The sequence below is a fragment of the Halorubrum rubrum genome (assembly GCF_024494685.1).
In the GTDB taxonomy this organism is placed as follows: domain Archaea; phylum Halobacteriota; class Halobacteria; order Halobacteriales; family Haloferacaceae; genus Halorubrum; species Halorubrum rubrum.
The window spans coordinates 12,396-28,071 of the sequence record NZ_JANHDM010000011.1; the positions used below are offsets into that span (position 1 = coordinate 12,396).

Annotated in this window: 16 protein-coding genes; 6 read left to right on the forward strand and 10 right to left on the reverse strand. The window is 68.6% G+C overall.

Going from position 1 to position 15,676, the window contains the following annotated elements; genetic code table 11:
• Positions 1 to 34: 34 nt before the first annotated feature.
• The 3 genes from ftsZ to NO889_RS12215 all read right to left on the reverse strand — a co-directional run bounded on the left by ftsZ (position 35) and on the right by NO889_RS12215 (position 2,241).
• A complete protein-coding gene (gene ftsZ, locus NO889_RS12205; protein WP_256412524.1) occupies positions 35 to 1,243 on the reverse strand; it encodes a cell division protein FtsZ in 1,209 nt (402 codons plus the stop codon).
• A 4-nt stretch (positions 1,244 to 1,247) separates the two neighbouring features.
• Positions 1,248 to 1,427, reverse strand: coding sequence for a ribbon-helix-helix domain-containing protein (locus NO889_RS12210; RefSeq protein ID WP_066411425.1), 180 nt, complete (start codon positions 1,425 to 1,427; stop codon positions 1,248 to 1,250).
• A gap of 223 nt (positions 1,428 to 1,650) precedes the next feature.
• Complete coding sequence (locus NO889_RS12215; protein WP_256412525.1) at positions 1,651 to 2,241, reverse strand: double zinc ribbon domain-containing protein; 591 nt, start codon at positions 2,239 to 2,241, stop codon at positions 1,651 to 1,653.
• 198 nt (positions 2,242 to 2,439) lie between these two features.
• Between NO889_RS12215 and NO889_RS12220 the strand changes: the two genes are divergently transcribed.
• Genes NO889_RS12220 through NO889_RS12230 form a run of 3 tightly spaced genes read left to right on the forward strand, consistent with a single transcriptional unit; the run spans position 2,440 to position 7,455 of the window.
• Complete coding sequence (locus NO889_RS12220; protein WP_256412526.1) at positions 2,440 to 2,895, forward strand: DUF7518 family protein; 456 nt, start codon at positions 2,440 to 2,442, stop codon at positions 2,893 to 2,895.
• Between the two features lie 20 nt (positions 2,896 to 2,915).
• On the forward strand, positions 2,916 to 6,500 hold the full coding sequence (gene smc, locus NO889_RS12225) for a chromosome segregation protein SMC (protein WP_256412527.1): 3,585 nt from the start codon (positions 2,916 to 2,918) through the stop codon (positions 6,498 to 6,500).
• Positions 6,493 to 7,455 (forward strand): segregation and condensation protein A, encoded by a 963-nt coding sequence (locus tag NO889_RS12230; protein ID WP_256412528.1) that lies wholly within the window; start codon positions 6,493 to 6,495, stop codon positions 7,453 to 7,455. Before smc ends, NO889_RS12230 begins: the two co-directional genes overlap by 8 nt.
• Positions 7,456 to 7,506: 51 nt before the next feature.
• Here the strand turns inward: NO889_RS12230 and mtnP are convergent, their stop codons facing one another.
• The 7 genes from mtnP to NO889_RS12265 form a co-directional block, all read right to left on the reverse strand.
• On the reverse strand, positions 7,507 to 8,385 hold the full coding sequence (gene mtnP / locus NO889_RS12235) for an S-methyl-5'-thioadenosine phosphorylase (protein WP_256412529.1): 879 nt from the start codon (positions 8,383 to 8,385) through the stop codon (positions 7,507 to 7,509).
• Between the two features lie 133 nt (positions 8,386 to 8,518).
• Positions 8,519 to 8,980, reverse strand: a complete 462-nt coding sequence (locus NO889_RS12240; protein WP_256412530.1) for an SRPBCC family protein — start codon at positions 8,978 to 8,980, stop codon at positions 8,519 to 8,521.
• A gap of 166 nt (positions 8,981 to 9,146) precedes the next feature.
• Positions 9,147 to 10,142, reverse strand: coding sequence for a YeiH family protein (locus NO889_RS12245; protein ID WP_256412531.1), 996 nt, complete (start codon positions 10,140 to 10,142; stop codon positions 9,147 to 9,149).
• Positions 10,142 to 10,312: a hypothetical protein gene (locus tag NO889_RS12250; RefSeq protein ID WP_256412532.1), complete on the reverse strand. Its 171-nt coding sequence runs from the start codon at positions 10,310 to 10,312 to the stop codon at positions 10,142 to 10,144. Before NO889_RS12250 ends, NO889_RS12245 begins: the two co-directional genes overlap by 1 nt.
• 93 nt (positions 10,313 to 10,405) lie before the next feature.
• Entirely contained in the window at positions 10,406 to 11,848 is a 1,443-nt protein-coding gene (locus NO889_RS12255; RefSeq protein WP_256412533.1) for an FAD-dependent oxidoreductase, read from the reverse strand.
• A gap of 131 nt (positions 11,849 to 11,979) precedes the next feature.
• Positions 11,980 to 12,639 carry an HD domain-containing protein gene (locus NO889_RS12260; protein WP_256412534.1) on the reverse strand — a complete coding sequence of 220 codons (660 nt, stop codon included), beginning with the start codon at positions 12,637 to 12,639 and terminating at the stop codon, positions 11,980 to 11,982.
• Positions 12,640 to 12,642: 3 nt separating this feature from the next.
• Positions 12,643 to 13,338, reverse strand: coding sequence for a phosphoribosyltransferase (locus NO889_RS12265; protein WP_256412535.1), 696 nt, complete (start codon positions 13,336 to 13,338; stop codon positions 12,643 to 12,645).
• A gap of 94 nt (positions 13,339 to 13,432) precedes the next feature.
• Between NO889_RS12265 and gatB the strand changes: the two genes are divergently transcribed.
• The 3 genes from gatB to NO889_RS12280 are packed head-to-tail and all read left to right on the forward strand — an operon-like array spanning position 13,433 to position 15,661.
• Positions 13,433 to 14,920, forward strand: a complete 1,488-nt coding sequence (gene gatB / locus NO889_RS12270; protein ID WP_256412536.1) for an Asp-tRNA(Asn)/Glu-tRNA(Gln) amidotransferase subunit GatB — start codon at positions 13,433 to 13,435, stop codon at positions 14,918 to 14,920.
• Positions 14,921 to 14,924: 4 nt separating this feature from the next.
• Positions 14,925 to 15,158: a ubiquitin-like small modifier protein SAMP2 gene (gene samp2, locus NO889_RS12275; protein ID WP_256412537.1), complete on the forward strand. Its 234-nt coding sequence runs from the start codon at positions 14,925 to 14,927 to the stop codon at positions 15,156 to 15,158.
• On the forward strand, positions 15,155 to 15,661 hold the full coding sequence (locus NO889_RS12280) for a GNAT family N-acetyltransferase (RefSeq protein ID WP_379787707.1): 507 nt from the start codon (positions 15,155 to 15,157) through the stop codon (positions 15,659 to 15,661). Before samp2 ends, NO889_RS12280 begins: the two co-directional genes overlap by 4 nt.
• The last annotated feature ends 15 nt before the right edge of the window (positions 15,662 to 15,676 follow it).

A 15,676-nucleotide genomic window follows, 5' to 3' on the forward strand; every position in this document is an offset into this window, starting at 1 on the left:
ACGGAGTGCCGCGAACGGCTTCGGGAGTGCCGCCTCAGCGGATGACGTCGAGCCCGTTGTTCGTCTCGACGGGCTCGGTGCCGCCGTCGGACTCCCAGGCGGCGCGCTCGGAGCCGCCGGATCCCTGAACGCCGTTTTTCGCCTCGGTCGCCCGCGAGCGGGAGTCGCCGAGGTCGTCGGCATCGACCGCGGCACGGGACTTGTCGGCCTGCTTCTGCGTCGAGGGGCCGAGCACCTGCGCGCTCTGGACGCCGGTCATGATCGCCATGACGCGGACCTTCCCCTTGTACTCGTCCTGGATGCGCGCGCCCCAGATCACGTTGGCGCTCGCCTCCAGTCGCTCGGTGATGTTGTTCGCGATCCCCTCGGCCTCCTTCAGGGTGAGGTCCGGGCCGCCCGTGATGTGGACGAGCCCGCCGGAGGCACCGCGGTAGTCGACGTCCAAGAGCGGGTGGTTCATCGCGTCGTTGACCACCTCCTGGGTCTTGTTCTTGTCCTGGGTCTCGCCGACGAGCATGACGGCGACGCCGCCCTGGTTCATGATCGTCGACATGTCGGCGTAGTCCAGGTTGATGAGGCTCGGCTGGGTGATCGTCTCGGAGATCCCCTTCACCGTCTCCGCGATGATCTGGTCCATCACGGAGAACGCCTTGCCGATCGGCAGGTTCGGGACGTAATCGAGCAGGCGGTTGTTGTCGAGGACGATGATCGAGTCGGCCTCGTTGCGGAGGCTCTCTAAGCCCTCCTCGGCTTTCACCGTGCGGGCACGCTCGACGTTGAACGGCGTTGAGACCATCCCGACGACGATCGCGCCCTGCTCTTTGGCGATCTTCGAGACGACGGGTGCCGCGCCCGTGCCGGTGCCGCCGCCCATGCCGGCCGTGACGAAGACGAGGTCGGCGTCGCCGAGCACCTCCTTGATCGTCCCCTGGGCCATCTCCGTCGCGCGTTCGCCCATCTTGGGGTCGCCGCCGGCACCGAGCCCCTGCGTGAGCGACTTGCCCACGAGGATCTTGGTGTCGGCTTCGATCATCTTGAGGTGCTGTTTGTCGGTGTTGATCGCGACGGTGTCGGCACCGTCGACGCCGATGTTGTACAGGCGGTTGACGGTGTTGTTGCCCGCGCCGCCGGCACCGACGATGACGATACGGGGGTCCCCGAACTCGTCGTCGTCCATGTTGGCGTCCATCTCGCGCTTCTCCGCTTCCGCGTTGTCGAGGGCATCCTGAACGAGATCCTGCATCGATCTACACCTTGGCCCAACTGCGGTTGCGGCCGCGCTCCTCGCGCTCGCCGTCCTGTTCGCTCAACATGTCGCGGACGGCCGATCGGATCGCCTCGCTCCGGTTCGGGAACTCACCCGTCTCGACCATCTGTTCGACCTCGTCTATCTGCTGTTTCGGGATCCGTAGTGTCACACGCTCCATTTGTTGTATTCCCCCGGTAAGACGACGGTCACGACACACGCCGCGCGTCTTACGGCCACGAACCGCCCGACGGCGGGGACGTCCCTTCGTCGGACGGCGGCTGTAAGACGGTCGTCTTACGCGATTGTAGTCACCGAGGCTACCCTTATAAAATTAACGCCGGTCGTAAGACACAATCGAGAATTGGCGTATACCGGCTCGAAACGAGCGTTTTCGGCGATAGTCAATCTTTCAGCACGTCCGCTGCGGGAGTTCGTCGACCGCAACCGGGACAGAACGCCCAGTCCGTCCGGATCTCGTCGCCGCATTCACAGAAGGCCCGATGGGACTGCTTTTCACCACAGTTCGGGCAGTATACGTGATTCTCCGGGACGTTTTCGCCACATCCGCCGCAGACGCTGTCGTCCGTTTGCATCCCGCGATCGGCGCGTGTCTTACGCGTATCCGACTCGGTCTCCGGTTCCGTTTCCCGTGTCACACGCGCGTCCCCATCGTCGGCTCCAGGGACGTCGAGCGTGACGTTTACGTTGATCTCACCGGGTGTAGACGGCGTATACGCGTCTTCAGGGCGGCGACGACTCGCGACTCCGAGCCGATCGTCCAACGCGGCATCGAGCCGGTCCGCGATCAGGTCGTCGATCCGATCGGAGAGGGCGGCGTCCACGCTCCCCTCGGGAGCGTCCGCGTCCGTCCCGCCGACCGGGTCGTCGAGGTGCGCGCGGAGCGCCTCGCGCATCACCTCGCTCTTCGAGGCGTCACACGCTTCCAGCCGCTCGACGAGGTCGTCGTCGGCCCGGAAGGTGATCTTGCTCATACCGCAGCGATATCGATCCCAGTACAAGTATCTTCCCCCCCTCGTCCGCTCTGCGGCAGACACGTTTCAGCGGCTCGAAACGTCCGATCCGGCCGGATCGGCGTTCGGGGTTCGCCGCCGCCGCGGGCGGATCGTGTCATGTGATCACACGTGTGTCTGACACAGGTTTATACGCCTCGCGCGGGCATACGTGAGCACATGAGTAACCGCGTCGAGGACCTCGAACGGCAGGTCGCGGAGCTGCAGGCGGCGGTCAACGGGCTCACGGAGGAGCTCGTGGAGATGAAAGAGCGCGTCCGACAGGTGGAGGACGCACAGGAGGTGGCGGTCGACGCGGAGGCGGCGGCCGCCGCGACCGCTCCCGAGGAGTCACCGTCGGACGCGTCCGACACGTCCGACTCGCCGACGGAGGGCGAACGCCGGACCCACTCCGACGACCACGTCGAGGTCGTCGAACGGACCGGCGGACCGTCGAACCCTGGGGAGGCGGCCGGGAGCGACCCCGAACGCTCGGACGCCGACTCGCCGGCCCCGGACGACGAGGAGCCCGCCCCCGAGACGACGGCGGGAGACGGGGAAGCCGCCGCCGACGGCGCTGACGGGAGCGACGCCGAGGATGGAGAGTCGGACGACAGCGACATCATCGTCGCGTAACCCGGCGTCCGTATCCCGCCATGCACATCACTGAAGTAGTCCTGGACGGTTTCAAGAGCTTCGGGCGGACCACGAGGATCCCCTTCTACGAGGACTTCACGGTCGTCACGGGACCGAACGGCTCCGGGAAGTCGAACATCATCGACGGCGTCCTGTTCGCGCTCGGGCTCGCGCGCACCCGCGGGATCAGAGCCAAGAAGCTCACCGACCTCATCTACAACCCCGGCCACGACGACGGCGAGACCGCCGGCGGTCCGAAGGAGGCGTCCGTCACGGTCGTCCTGTCGAACGAGGACGGGACGCTCGACCGCTCGCAGGTCGTCTCGGCGGCCGGCTCCGAGAACGTCGGCGACGTCTCGGAGATCACGATCAAACGGCGGGTCAAGGAGACCGAGGACAACTACTACTCGTACTACTACCTCAACGGACGCTCCGTGAACCTCTCCGACGTCCGCGACCTACTCGCGGCCGCGGGCGTCACCCCCGAGGGGTACAACGTCGTCATGCAGGGCGACGTGACCGAGATCATCAACATGACTCCCTACCAGCGCCGGGGGATCGTCGACGAGATCGCGGGCGTCGCGGAGTTCGACGAGAAGAAGGAGGCCGCCTTCGAGGAGCTCGACACGGTGAAAGACCGGATCGGCGAGGCCGACCTCCGGATAGAGGAGAAAGAGGAACGGCTCGATCGGCTCTCCGAGGAGCGCGAGACCGCCCTCGAGTACCAGTCGCTACGCGAGGAGGCCGAACAGTACCGCGGCTACCGGAAGGCCTCGGAGCTGGAGGACAAACGCGACTCGTTCGCCGAGATCGAACGCGAGATCGGGGAGGCCGAGGCGGAACTCGAGGAGCTCCGCGTCGAACTCGACACCAGACAGGGAACGGTCACCCGCCTCGAGGAGGACCTGGCCGATCTCAACCACGAGATCGAGACGAAAGGCGAGGACGAACAGATCGCCATCCGGTCGGAGATCGAGGAGATCAAAGGCGAGATCTCCCGGCTGGAGGGGAAGATCGAGGCGGCCGAGGAGCGCGCCGCGGACGCCGAGACCGAGCGGCGGAACGCGTTCGTCCAGATCGACCGCAAGCAGGAGACGATAGACGACCTCGAGTCGGAGATCCGGGAGACGAAAGTCGAGAAGGCGTCGCTCAAATCCGAGCTCGCGACGAAGCGGTCGGAGCTGGCGGAAGTGGAAGCCGAGATCGAGGGCGTCGACACCGAGTTCGACGAGCTGAAGGACGAACTCGCCGACAAGAAGGAGCGGCTCGAGTCCCTCCGCGAGGAGAAGAACCGTCACCAACGCGAGAAGGACCGGCTGCTCGACGAGGCGCGCCGGCGCTCGAACGCAGTCGAGGAGACCCGCGCGGACCTCGAGGCGGCCCGCGAGGAGGTCCCCGACCTGAAAGCGCGGATCTCCGAGCTCCACGGGGAGCTCGACAAGGCCGAGAAGAACGAGTCGAAGATCGAGGAGGTGGTCGCCGACCTGTTCGCCGAGAAGGCCGAACGGAAGGAGGAGTTGGAGGCGGTCGAGGACGACCTCCGCGAGAAACAGAACGAGTACGCGAAACTGGAGGCGGCCGCGAGCGAACGGGGCGACACCTCCTGGCCGCGGGCGGTCACCGAGGTGAAAAACGGCGGCATCGACGGCGTTCACGGCGCGGTCGGCGAGCTCGGCTCCGTCGAGGCGGAGTACGCCGAAGCGTGTGAGACGGCTGCCGGCGGGCGGCTCGCGAACGTCGTCGTCGACGACGACGGCGTCGGCTCGACCTGTATCGACTACCTGAAACGGCGCAACGCGGGTCGGGCGACGTTCCTCCCCATCACGAAGATGGACGATCGCGGCCTGCCGCGGAAGCCCTCGATGCCGGGCGTCGTCGACTTCGCGCGGAACCTCGTCGAGTACGACTCGCGGTACGAGCCGATATTCTCGTACGTGCTCGGGTCGACGCTCGTCGTCGAAGACATGGCGACCGCCCGCGATCTGATGGGCGACTATCGGATGGTCACCCTCGAGGGCGACCTCGTCGAGAAGTCCGGCGCGATGACCGGTGGCTCCGGGGGCGGATCCCGGTACGCGTTCACGAAGTCCGGCGGCGGCAAGCTCGAGCGGCTCGCCGCGGCGATCGGCGACCTGGAGGACGAGCGGCGCGAGCTCGAGTCCGAGATCGACGAGCTGGACGCCGACATCGACGACGCCCGCGATCGAAAGGCGGACGCCGCGGACCGCGTCCGGTCGCTGGAGGGGGACGTCGAACGCGCAAAAGAGGAGCTCGCGGAGACCGAGACTCGGATCGAGGGGCTGGAGACGGAACTCGAGGGACTCCGTGCGGAACGCGAGTCGGTCGACGAGGAGATGAACGGGATCGACGAGACGATCGACGCCCTCGACGCGGACGTCGAGCGGCTGGAGACGGACATCGAGGAGATCGAATCCGAACTCGCCGACTCGAGGATTCCGGAGCTCTCCGAGGAGGCCGACGGGATCCGCGAGGAGATCGCCGAGTTGGAAGAGCGCATGGACGACCTCGACGCCCGGCAGAACGAGTCGGAGCTCGAAAAGGAGTACGCCGAGGACGCCGTCGACGACCTCCACGACACGGTCGAGGAGGCACAGAACAAGAAGAGCGAGGCCGAGGAGGCGATCGCCGAACACGAGGTGACCATCGACGAGAAGGAGGAGACGCTGGAGGTCAAACGCGAGTCGATCGCGGAGCTGGAAGCGGAGATCGCGGAGCTGAAGGAGGACCGCGAGGCGCTCCGCGAGGAGATCCGGGAGGCGACCCGGCGGCGCGACGAACAGCGCTCGCGCGTCGCCGACGCGGAGTCCGAACTCGGAGACCTCACGGACCGCCGGGACCGCCTGGAGTGGGAGATCGACGAGCTGGAGTCGCAGGTCGGCGAGTACGACCCCGAGGACGTTCCCGACATCGACGAGGTCGAGTCGCGGATCGAGGAGGTGGAGTCCGAGATGGAGGCGTTGGAGCCGGTCAACATGCTCGCGATAGACGAGTACGACGAGGTCGAAGCCGAACTCGAGACGCTCCAGGAGCGCCGCGACGTGCTCGCCGAGGAGCGCGACGCGATCACCGAGCGGATCGAGGGGTACGAAGCCGAGAAGAAGGCGACGTTCATGGAGACGTTCGAGTCAATAAACGACCACTTCCGGGACATCTTCTCGCGGCTGTCGGCGGGCAGCGGCGAGCTCCTCCTGGAGAACCCCGAGGACCCCTTCGAGGAGGGGTTGACGATGAAGGCACAGCCCGCGGACAAGCCGGTCCAGCGGCTGGAGGCGATGAGCGGCGGCGAGAAGTCGCTGACCGCCCTCTCGTTCATCTTCGCGGTCCAGCGGCACAACCCCGCCCCGTTCTACGCGCTCGACGAGATCGACGCCTTCCTCGACGCGGTCAACGCCGAGCGGGTCGGCGAGATGATAGAGGAGCTGGCCGCCGACGCCCAGTTCGTCGTGGTCGGGCACCGCTCGGCGCTTCTGGAACGGTCGGACCGCGCCATCGGCGTCACGATGCAGGGCGACAACCTCTCGGCGGTGACCGGAATGCGGTTCGGCGGCGACGACGAGGAGGCGGAGGTGAGCGCGGATGACTGACGACGGCTCGGCCGACGCCGGGGCGGGCGGCGGCGTGCCCGACCTCGACCTGACGAGCGATCGCGACGGCGCGAGCGAGGGTCCGGCGTTCGACGCCGCCGACGCCGGCCCCGCCGCGGCCGCGACCGGCCCTCCCGACACCGCCGAGGCCGACCCCGACGAGGGTGAGGTCGAGCCCGTCGAACTGCTCGTCCAGCTCGCCGAGGAGGGCGAGATCGAGCCGTGGGACATCGACATCGTCCGGGTGACCGACGCCTTCCTCGAGAAGCTCGACGAGACCGACCTCCGGACGACGGGTCGCGCGCTGTTCTACGCGAGCGTCCTGCTCCGGATGAAAAGCGACGGAATGCTGGCCGACGACGACGAGGACGACGAGCCCGAGCGGGAGCCGTGGGAGGTGGCGATGGAGGGCGGGGCCGCCGACCCCGCCGACCCGGAGTTCGACCCGGTCGACCGGCTGGAGGCCGAGATGGACCGGCGACTCGACCGCAAGAACACCCGTGGGTCGCCGGAGACGCTCGACGAACTGGTCCGCGAACTGCGCGAGGCCGAACGCGGGTCGTGGTGGAAAGACTCCCGCGAGTACGACACTTCGGAGTCGCCGACCGGCTACGGCCGGGGCACCCAGACCCTGGATTACCACGCGGGCGACGAGTTCCGTCGCGACGGCGAGCCGACCGCCGGGGAGGCCACGGACCGCACGCACGACGAGGACATCGAGGAGGTGATTGCGGAGGTGGAGACCGCCCTCCGTCCGCACTTCGACGGTGGGCGTGCGGAGGTACTGTTCGCCGAGGTGGAGTCGTCCGGCGGCCGCCCGTTCATGACGTTCCTCGCGCTGTTGTTCATGGCCCACCGGGGAAGCGTCCGGCTCCGACAGGACGATCTGTTCGGCGACCTCTGGATCCGCGATCCCGCGACGGCGACGGGCGAGACCGAGGCGATCGCGGACTGAGCACTGGCGAGAAACGAGAACCTCGGTTGCGGGAACTCGTCAGTCGCCGGTCTACAGGTAGTCGCCGAGCAGCGGCTCGACGCGCTCGCGGGTCTCCTCGGGGATCGCCTCGGTCGGCGTGTTGACGGTGCCCTCCAGCGCGGTGTGCGCCTCGCACGCGTGGTCTTCCGGAAGCGTCCGCACCGCCTCCTCGACCGCGGCCTTGATCGCTTCCTGGTTCCGCTCGGCGTTCTCGAGGACCTCTTCGAGGGTCACCTCGCTGTCCGCCTTCCAGACGTCGTAGTCGGTGACGCCCGCGATCGTCGCGTACGCGATCTCCGCCTCGCGGGCCAGTTTCGCCTCCGGGATCGCCGTCATGCCGACGAGGTCCCACCCCTGTGCCCTGTAGAACTCCGACTCCGCGCGCGTGGAGTACTGCGGCCCCTCGATACAGACGTAGGTCCCTCCCTTCACGACGGGCGTGGCGTCGTCGCCGTCGCCGCCGACGGCCGACTCGGCGGCCGCGGTCAGGTGATCGACGAGTTCGGGGCTGTACGGGTCCGCGAAGGGCTGGTGGACGACGACGCCGTCGCCGTAAAAGGAGAGCTCGCGGCCCTTGGTCCGGTCGTAGATCTGGTCGGGGACGACGAGCGTGCCGGGCTCGAGCTCCTCTCTCAGGCTGCCGACCGCGTTCGACGCGAAGACGTGGGTCACGCCCGCCCGCTTCAGGGCGTACATGTTCGCGCGGTACGGGAGGTCGGTGGGCGAGGCGCCGTGGTTCGAGCCGTGTCGCGGGAGGAACGCGACCTCCCGGCCCGTGTCGGCGAACTCGCCGATCGTGACCGCGTCGCTGGGCTCGCCGTACGGCGTGTCGTACTCGACCTCGCGCACGTCGTTCAGGGGGAGCGCCTCGTAGATCCCGCTGCCGCCGATGAAGCCGATGGTGCTCATATTCCGGATCCGCCCGCTCGCTACTTATATCGACGGAAGTGTTCGGCGACGATCGACGGAGACGCTCGGCGACGTCCATGGGGCCCGAAAAAAGGGGTTGACGCGGATCCCGTCCTCCGCGGAGGAAGACGACCTAGGCGGGCGCCGCCGACTCGGCCGCGACCTCGGCCTCGACGAGGTCCTTCGTGTTCCGGAGGTGGTTCTCGAGCTGCCGCTCGTTGTAGCGGCTGGCGACCGGTTTCAGGATCCGATCCAGGAGGGAGTCTCCCATCTCGTAGGTCGCCCGGTGCGAGAGTCTCGTCCCGGCGTCGGTTCCCGAGTAGCGGTTCCGGATCTCGCCGCTCATCTCGTCGCTCTCGATCGTGACGAGCAGTTCCTCGTTCGGTTCGACGACCGTCATCTCCATGTCCATCTCCATCGCGATGCCGAACACGCCGTAGGTCCCGGTCATCCGCGCGCCGTGGTCGGTCTCCTCGACGACCTCGAGGTCACGCAGGCTGGCCATCGTCCGTGACCAGTTCTCGGGGGTGCTGTCGAACGCGAAGACGTGCTCGACGGGTGCGGCGATCTCGATGGTGTGTTCGAATGTCGTCATGTGGTCTCAACTCGGTCGTCGAACCGGTCCACGCGTTCGGTCGGAAAGAGCCTCTCTCGTGATCTCTCGTGGTCCGATCGCGCCGGGGCGACTGAGGTACTATACGCCGTCCGAGGTATTAAACGAGTACTGAGGCGTGTACACCCGCATCACGGACGGAATCGGGTCACAGGAGCGTCCGCACCGCCAGCAGCGTCAGCGCGCTCACGACGATCAGGTGGATCAACACGACGCCGACCGGCGCGAGGCCGACCGCCCGCAGATCGCGCGCCCGGATCGACAGCCCGAGCCCGACGAACGCGACGAGAAAGAGGGCGTCGGACACCGCGGTGATGGACTCGATCGCGGCTGGCGAGAGCAGTCCGCCGTTGGCGACCGCGGCGACGAGCAGGAAGCCGAGCAGGAACTTCGGGAACTCCGCCCACAGCTCGCGGGCCTCCGAGTCCGTCGCCGAGCGGGCCGCGTACGCGACCGAGTAGGCGACCGCGACGCCACCGAGAAGCGAGTTGCGCGCGAGCTTCGTGACCGTCGCCCACTGGCCCGCCTCCGGGGAGTGTGCGAACCCCGCGGCCGCGACCGGGCCGGTCGAGAACATGCTCACGCCCGCCCACACGCCGAACTGTCGCGCGGTGAGCCCGAGCCACTCGCCCGCCAGCGGGAACGCCACGAGCGTGATCACGTCGAAGAGCAGGACCGTCGCGGCCGCGAAGGTGAGCGCCGCCCCGCGCGCCTCCAGCACCCGACCGATCGCCACGACGGCGGAGACGCCACAGACGCTCGCGCCCGCCGCCAGGAGCGACGGGGTCGTCCCCTCGAGCCGGAAGAGACCGCGAGCGACCGCCTCCGAGAGCAGAAGGCCGCCGGCGACGGCGACGACCACGAGCCCGACCACCGTCGGCCCGGCCGCCACCAGCTCCTCGATCGCGATCGCCGCGCCGAGCAGGACGATCCCCGTCTCCAGGGCGAGCTTGTGGAGCGACACGCCCGGCTCGGCGGCGGCCGGCGTGCCGACGGTGTTCGCGGCGACGACTCCGACGGCGACGGCGACGACGAGCGGCTGGACTCCCGGAACCGCCCCGCCCAGCAGCGTCGCGAACAGCGCGCCGCCGCCGAGCAGCACCGATCCGGGAACGTAGGGCCGAACGTCGTCGAGAAGCGTCATCAGACGGGGTAGACCACGAGGTGGATCGCGACGATCGCGAGCCCCAGACAGAGCGCCTGCCAGCCGCGGTCGAGGGACCGCCAGCGGCGGGCGAGGCGCGTCTCACCGGCGACGTCCGTGTCGTCGACCACGTCACCTTCGATCGCGCCGTCGCCGTTCTCCCCGGACATACGGAGTCGGATCCGCGCGTCGGCGTCTTACGCGTGTCGCTCGGCGGGAGGATCTCCGGAAACCGCTCGTGACCTCTCGGTCGGTCGGGTCGATCAGTCGTCCGCCTCGACGGCGGTCGAGGCCTCCTCGGCCGCCGCCGCGTCGTCGCTTTCGTCGGCGCTCCCGTCCTCGCCGCCGTCGCCGCCGTCCGCAGTGCCATCGAGCCGTGGGAAGTTGTCGATCGTCTCCGCGCGGAACGCCTCCTCGTCGAACTCGTGCGTCGAACCGAGGAACTCGAGGACCGTCCGCGTGTCGAGCATCGCGTTCTTCAGCGCGGTCGACGCGCCCGGCGAGGGCGTGATGTTGAACAGGATCCCGTCGCCGCGGATCTTCGCTTCGCCCATGTCGAGTTCCTTCGAGTCGGTGTCGACGATCTGCGGGCGAACCCCGCCGTACCCCTTCGCTCGGTCGATGTCCTCGACGTCGACGCTCGGAACGACCTTCCGAACGTGCGGGAGGAACGCGCGTTTGCCTGCTACCGGCAGGTCGTACACCAGGTTCCGGACCACGTACGGGAACAGGATCCTGTCCGCGAGGATGTTCGCGTAGCTGAGAAACGACGACGGCGTGAAGCCGAACACGTCCGCGAAGTCTCCCACCGTCGAGAGCTCGCCGCGCTCGAGCGCGGGGACGAGCTTCGCGGTCGGCCCGAACCGGGTGACGCTCCCGTCGTGGACGTCCGCGTCGCCGTGGACCGCCGCGAAGGGCAGCTTCTTCATCTGGAGGGTGTACACCTTCCCGTTCAGCAGGTCGTCGGCGAGGAAGAAGCTCCCCGCGACGGGCAGAAGCGACATGTCCTGGCCGTATCCCATTCGCTGTGCGAACTGAAGGCTGTGCGAGCCGGCGGCGACGACGATCGCGTCGGCCGCGAAGTCGCCGTCGTCGGTCTCGACGGTGAAGCCGTCACGCCCCTCCTCGACGTTCGTCACCGTCGTTCCGAGGTGGACCGAGACGCCCTCCTCGGCGCGGGCGGCCTCCACGAACGACTCCGCGATCATGCCGTAATCGAGGACGTAGCCGTCGGGCGTCTGGAGCGCCATGAGTTCGGTGTCGGGGTCGCGTCCCTCGACGACCTTCGGCTCGATCTCCGCGATCTCCTCGCGGCCGATCGGCTCCAGTTTGGGGAAGAGCTCGCCGAACCCCTCGTCGTGGTAGCGTGCCTCCAGCTCCGCGACCTCCTCCTCGCCGACCGCGAGCACCATCTTGCTGCGCTTGCTGTGCATCTCGCGGTCGGGGTCGACGTTCTCGAGGTACCCCGCGAGCAGCTCCGCGCCCTCCTTGACCTCCTCGGCCTTCTCGAGCGTGTAGTTCGTCTCGATGTCGCCGAAGTGGAGCGTCTGGGAGTTGTTCGTGTGGTGGGAGTTCACCGCCGCGATCTCGGGCTCCTTCTCGATCAGCGTGACGTCCTCGACGTCGGTGAACTTCGAGACCGTGTACAGAAGCGATGCCCCGCTTATTCCCCCGCCGATGACGATGAGGTCGGTGTGGTCGGACATGCGTGAGGCTCCGTCTCGAGGAGAGTACCGTCTTGGGAGTTAACTGACTTCCTATTCCGCGCCGTCGGGATCGATCGTCCCAGTATCGGCCCGCGGGAGGTCGAACCGAGGGGGTCTCCGCCGACGCGAGATCAGGATCGCAACGTCCGATACCGCTCCCGGAGTTGCTCGAAGAGCGCACGTCCGGCGTCGGTTCGAAGCCGCGGTTCCGCCGTCGCGAAGAACTCCTCGAGCGCGTCGTACTCCGCGAACGTCTCCGGGGTTCCGTCGCCGGGATCGTACCGGTCGTCGCGCTCGTAGACGATCGCCTGGAGGCAGGTGTCGAGGAGGTCACACTCCTTGACGAGGACCGCCTCCGGCGTCTCGCGCGCCTCGTACTCCTCCCACGCCTCGCGGACGCCGTCGGGGAGCGGACCGGCGAGGTCCCCCATCGCGGCGCGCTCGGCCGCCTCCTTCCGCTCGCGGTCGACCGACGCCGCCGTCGAGTCCGCCCGCGTCGCCACGTCCCCCGTCTCGGCCTCTCCGACGTCGTGGACGACCGCGAGCCGGAGCGCGCGGTCGAGGTCGACGTCGGGTAGATCCGCTCGAAAGCGGTCGCCGAGCGCCAACACGAGGTACGCGACGCCCCACGTGTGGGCGGCCACCGACTCGGGCTCGTCGACGCCGCGGAGCTGCCAGCCGGTCCGCCCCTCGTCCTTCAGCGCGTACGCGTCGAGGACGGCGTCGATGACGGGATCGACCTCGGACCCCGTGTTCGGGGCGCCCTCGCTCCCGGACTCGTCCGCGTCCATCGCTCACTCCGCGAGCGCCCAGGTCTCCTCGTCGATCGCCTCGACCACGCCGCGGCGCTCCATCTCCGCGAGCACCTCGTCGAGCCGGCCGGGCTGGGCGACCTCCATCTCGATGCGGCCGACGCCGTGGTCGGCCTCGAGGTGGTGACGGACCGCCTCGCGGTCGAACGTCGTCGCGTCGGCCCGGTCCATCGCACCGGCGATGATGTCGATCATGTCCTCGATGAAGTTCCACGGGTAGACCACCCACGTCCACGTCTCGAGCCGTTCGCCGACGAAGTCGGGCTCGAACTCGGAGGTGGAGAGGAGCTGGAGCGTCGCGGTGCGGACCGTGCCGGCGGCGCGCTCCTCGACGTACTCCTCGGCACGGCGGATCGACCCGCCGGTGTCGGCGATGTCGTCGATGATCAACACGTCCTTGTCCTCGACGCTCCCCTCCGGCATCGGGTAGCGGATCTGCGGCTCGTCGCTCTTGTCTGCCGCGCCGACGTAGTGTTCCATCTTGAGGCTCGTGAGGTCGTCGAGCCCGAGGAAGTCACAGATACAGCGACCGGCGAACCAGCCCCCTCGGGCGAGCGCGACGACGACGTCCGGCTCGAAGTCGGCACGCTTCACCGCGTTCGAGACGTTCCGACAGAGCCCGTAGATGTACTCCCAGTTGGTCACGGTACAGTCGAAGTCGTCCGGGAGTTCGCCCATACGTCGGGAGTCGCCCGCGCGAGCATAAGGGTTTGTGGAAGTGCGGCCACCCGTGTCGACACGATTTAGGTGACCCGCCCGCAACGACCCGCCAATGAGCACACGGGCCGCGAGCGAGGAGCGGGCGGTCGTGATCGGGCTGGAGGTCCACGTCCAGCTCGAGACCGACACCAAGGTCTTCTGTGGCTGTTCGACGGAGCCGGCCGACGACGAGGAGCCGAACACGCGAACCTGCCCGACCTGTCTCGGGCTGCCGGGCGCGCTACCGGTCCTCAACGAGGCCGCCGTCGAGAGCGCGGTGAAGATCGGGAAGGCGCTCGACGCCGACATCCCCGAGACGACCACGTTCCACCGGAAGAACTACTACTACCCCGACCTGCCGAAGAACTTCCAGCTCACCCAGTACGACGCGCCGATCTGCGCGGACGGCGAACTGGAGGTGTCCGTCGACGGCGAGCGCCGCACCATCGGGATCACCCGCGCGCACCTCGAGGAGGACCCCGGAAGCATCCAGCACGCGGGCGGCTCCATCGAGTCGGCGACCCACACGCTCGTGAACTACAACCGCGCCGGGACGCCGCTGATGGAGGTCGTCACCGAGCCCGACTTCCGGTCGCCGGCGGAGACCCGCGCGTTCCTCGCGAAGCTCGAGGAGGTGCTGGAGTACCTCGGCGTCTTCGACGCGACGCGGGACGGCAGCCTCCGGATCGACGCCAACGTCTCGCTCGTCGACGCCGACGAGGTACGAGCGGACGGCTCCGTCCCCGAGTCGGTCCTCGCCGACGCCAACCGCGCCGAGGTGAAGAACATCTCGAGTCACAAGGGCGCGGAGCGGGCGCTCGCCTACGAGATCACCCGCCAGCGCAACGTCCTCCGCCGCGGCCGCGAGATCGAACAGGAGACCCGCCACTGGGACGAGGCGCGCGGCGTCACCGTCTCGATGCGGTCGAAGGAGGCCGAGAAGGACTACCGCTACTTCCGGGAGGCCGACCTGCCCGCGCTGGAGGTGGCCGACTGGAAGGAGTCGATTCCGATCCCCGAGCTGCCCGACGCCCGCCGCGAGCGCTTCCGCGACGAGTACGGGCTCGACGCCGAGGCCGCCTCGAAGCTGACCTCCACGAAGGAGGTCGCGGACTTCTTCGAGGACGTCGCCGGCGAGTACGACCCCGACCTCGCGGCGACGTGGGTTGCGGACAACCTGCTCGGCGAGCTCAACTACCGCGAGCTGGAGATCACCGACGTGGCCGGCCGGCTCGACGAGTTCAAACGCCTGATCGAGCTGGTCGCCGCCGAGGAGCTGACGGTGAAGAACGCCGAGGAGGTCGTCCTCCGCGAGATGCTCGACGAGGGCGACGACCCCGACGCCGTGATCGAGCGCGAGGGGCTCGGGAAGGCCGAGGCCGGCGAGGTCGAGCGCGCGGTCGAGTCCGCCATCGACGACAACCCCGAGGCGGTCGCCGACTACCACGACGGCGACGAGGGCGCGATCAACTTCCTCGTCGGTCAGGTGATGCAGGCGACCGGCGGCAGCGCCGACCCCGGCCAGGTGAACGGGCTGCTGCGCGAGCAGCTGGACGGCTAGTCGCATGGACGTGACCGTCGACGTCGTCGGCGGCGACACGGAGACGTACGGCGTCGACGACGACGCGACCTACGCCGACCTGATACGCGCCGCGGGCTTTCACCCACAGGAGGCGTCCGTCCTCGTCGACGGCTCGCCCGTCCCCGGCGACCGCCCGGTCGACGCCGACCGAGTGCGGCTGCTCCGGCTGATCCAGGGTGGGTCGAACGCTGCCCGAAACCGGCGGGTGGGCCCGTGACGGCCCCTGAGGACCGCGTGAACGGCGACCGCGACCCCGCGGACTCCGGGGACCGCGGCCCGCTCCCCGAGGGGATCGCGATCGAGTCGGCGACCCCCGCCGACCGGCTCGACGTCCTCCGCGTGCTCGACGCCGCGATGCTCGAGACCGACGCCGACGACATCGCCGCCCGGATCGACGCCGGCGACGTGCTCGTCGCCCGCTTCGAGCGGACCGGGTCCGTCGTCGGAGCGCTGGTCGCGACCCGCCCGGAGCCGGCGGTCCGCCACGTCGACGCGGTCGCCGTCCGGCGCGCGCGACGCGGCCGAGGGATCGGGTCCGCGCTCGTCTCGCGCGCGGTCCGGGACGCACGGTCGAGCCCCGGCGTCGACGCGATCACCGCGGCCTTCGATTCGGGTCTGACGCCGTTTTACGCGGACCTCGGGTTCTCGATCGAGTCGGCCGGGAACGGCCGGTCCGGTGGGCGGCGGACGGTCGGATCCGCGGAGCCGGACGGCGCGTGAGGTCCCGTTCCAGAG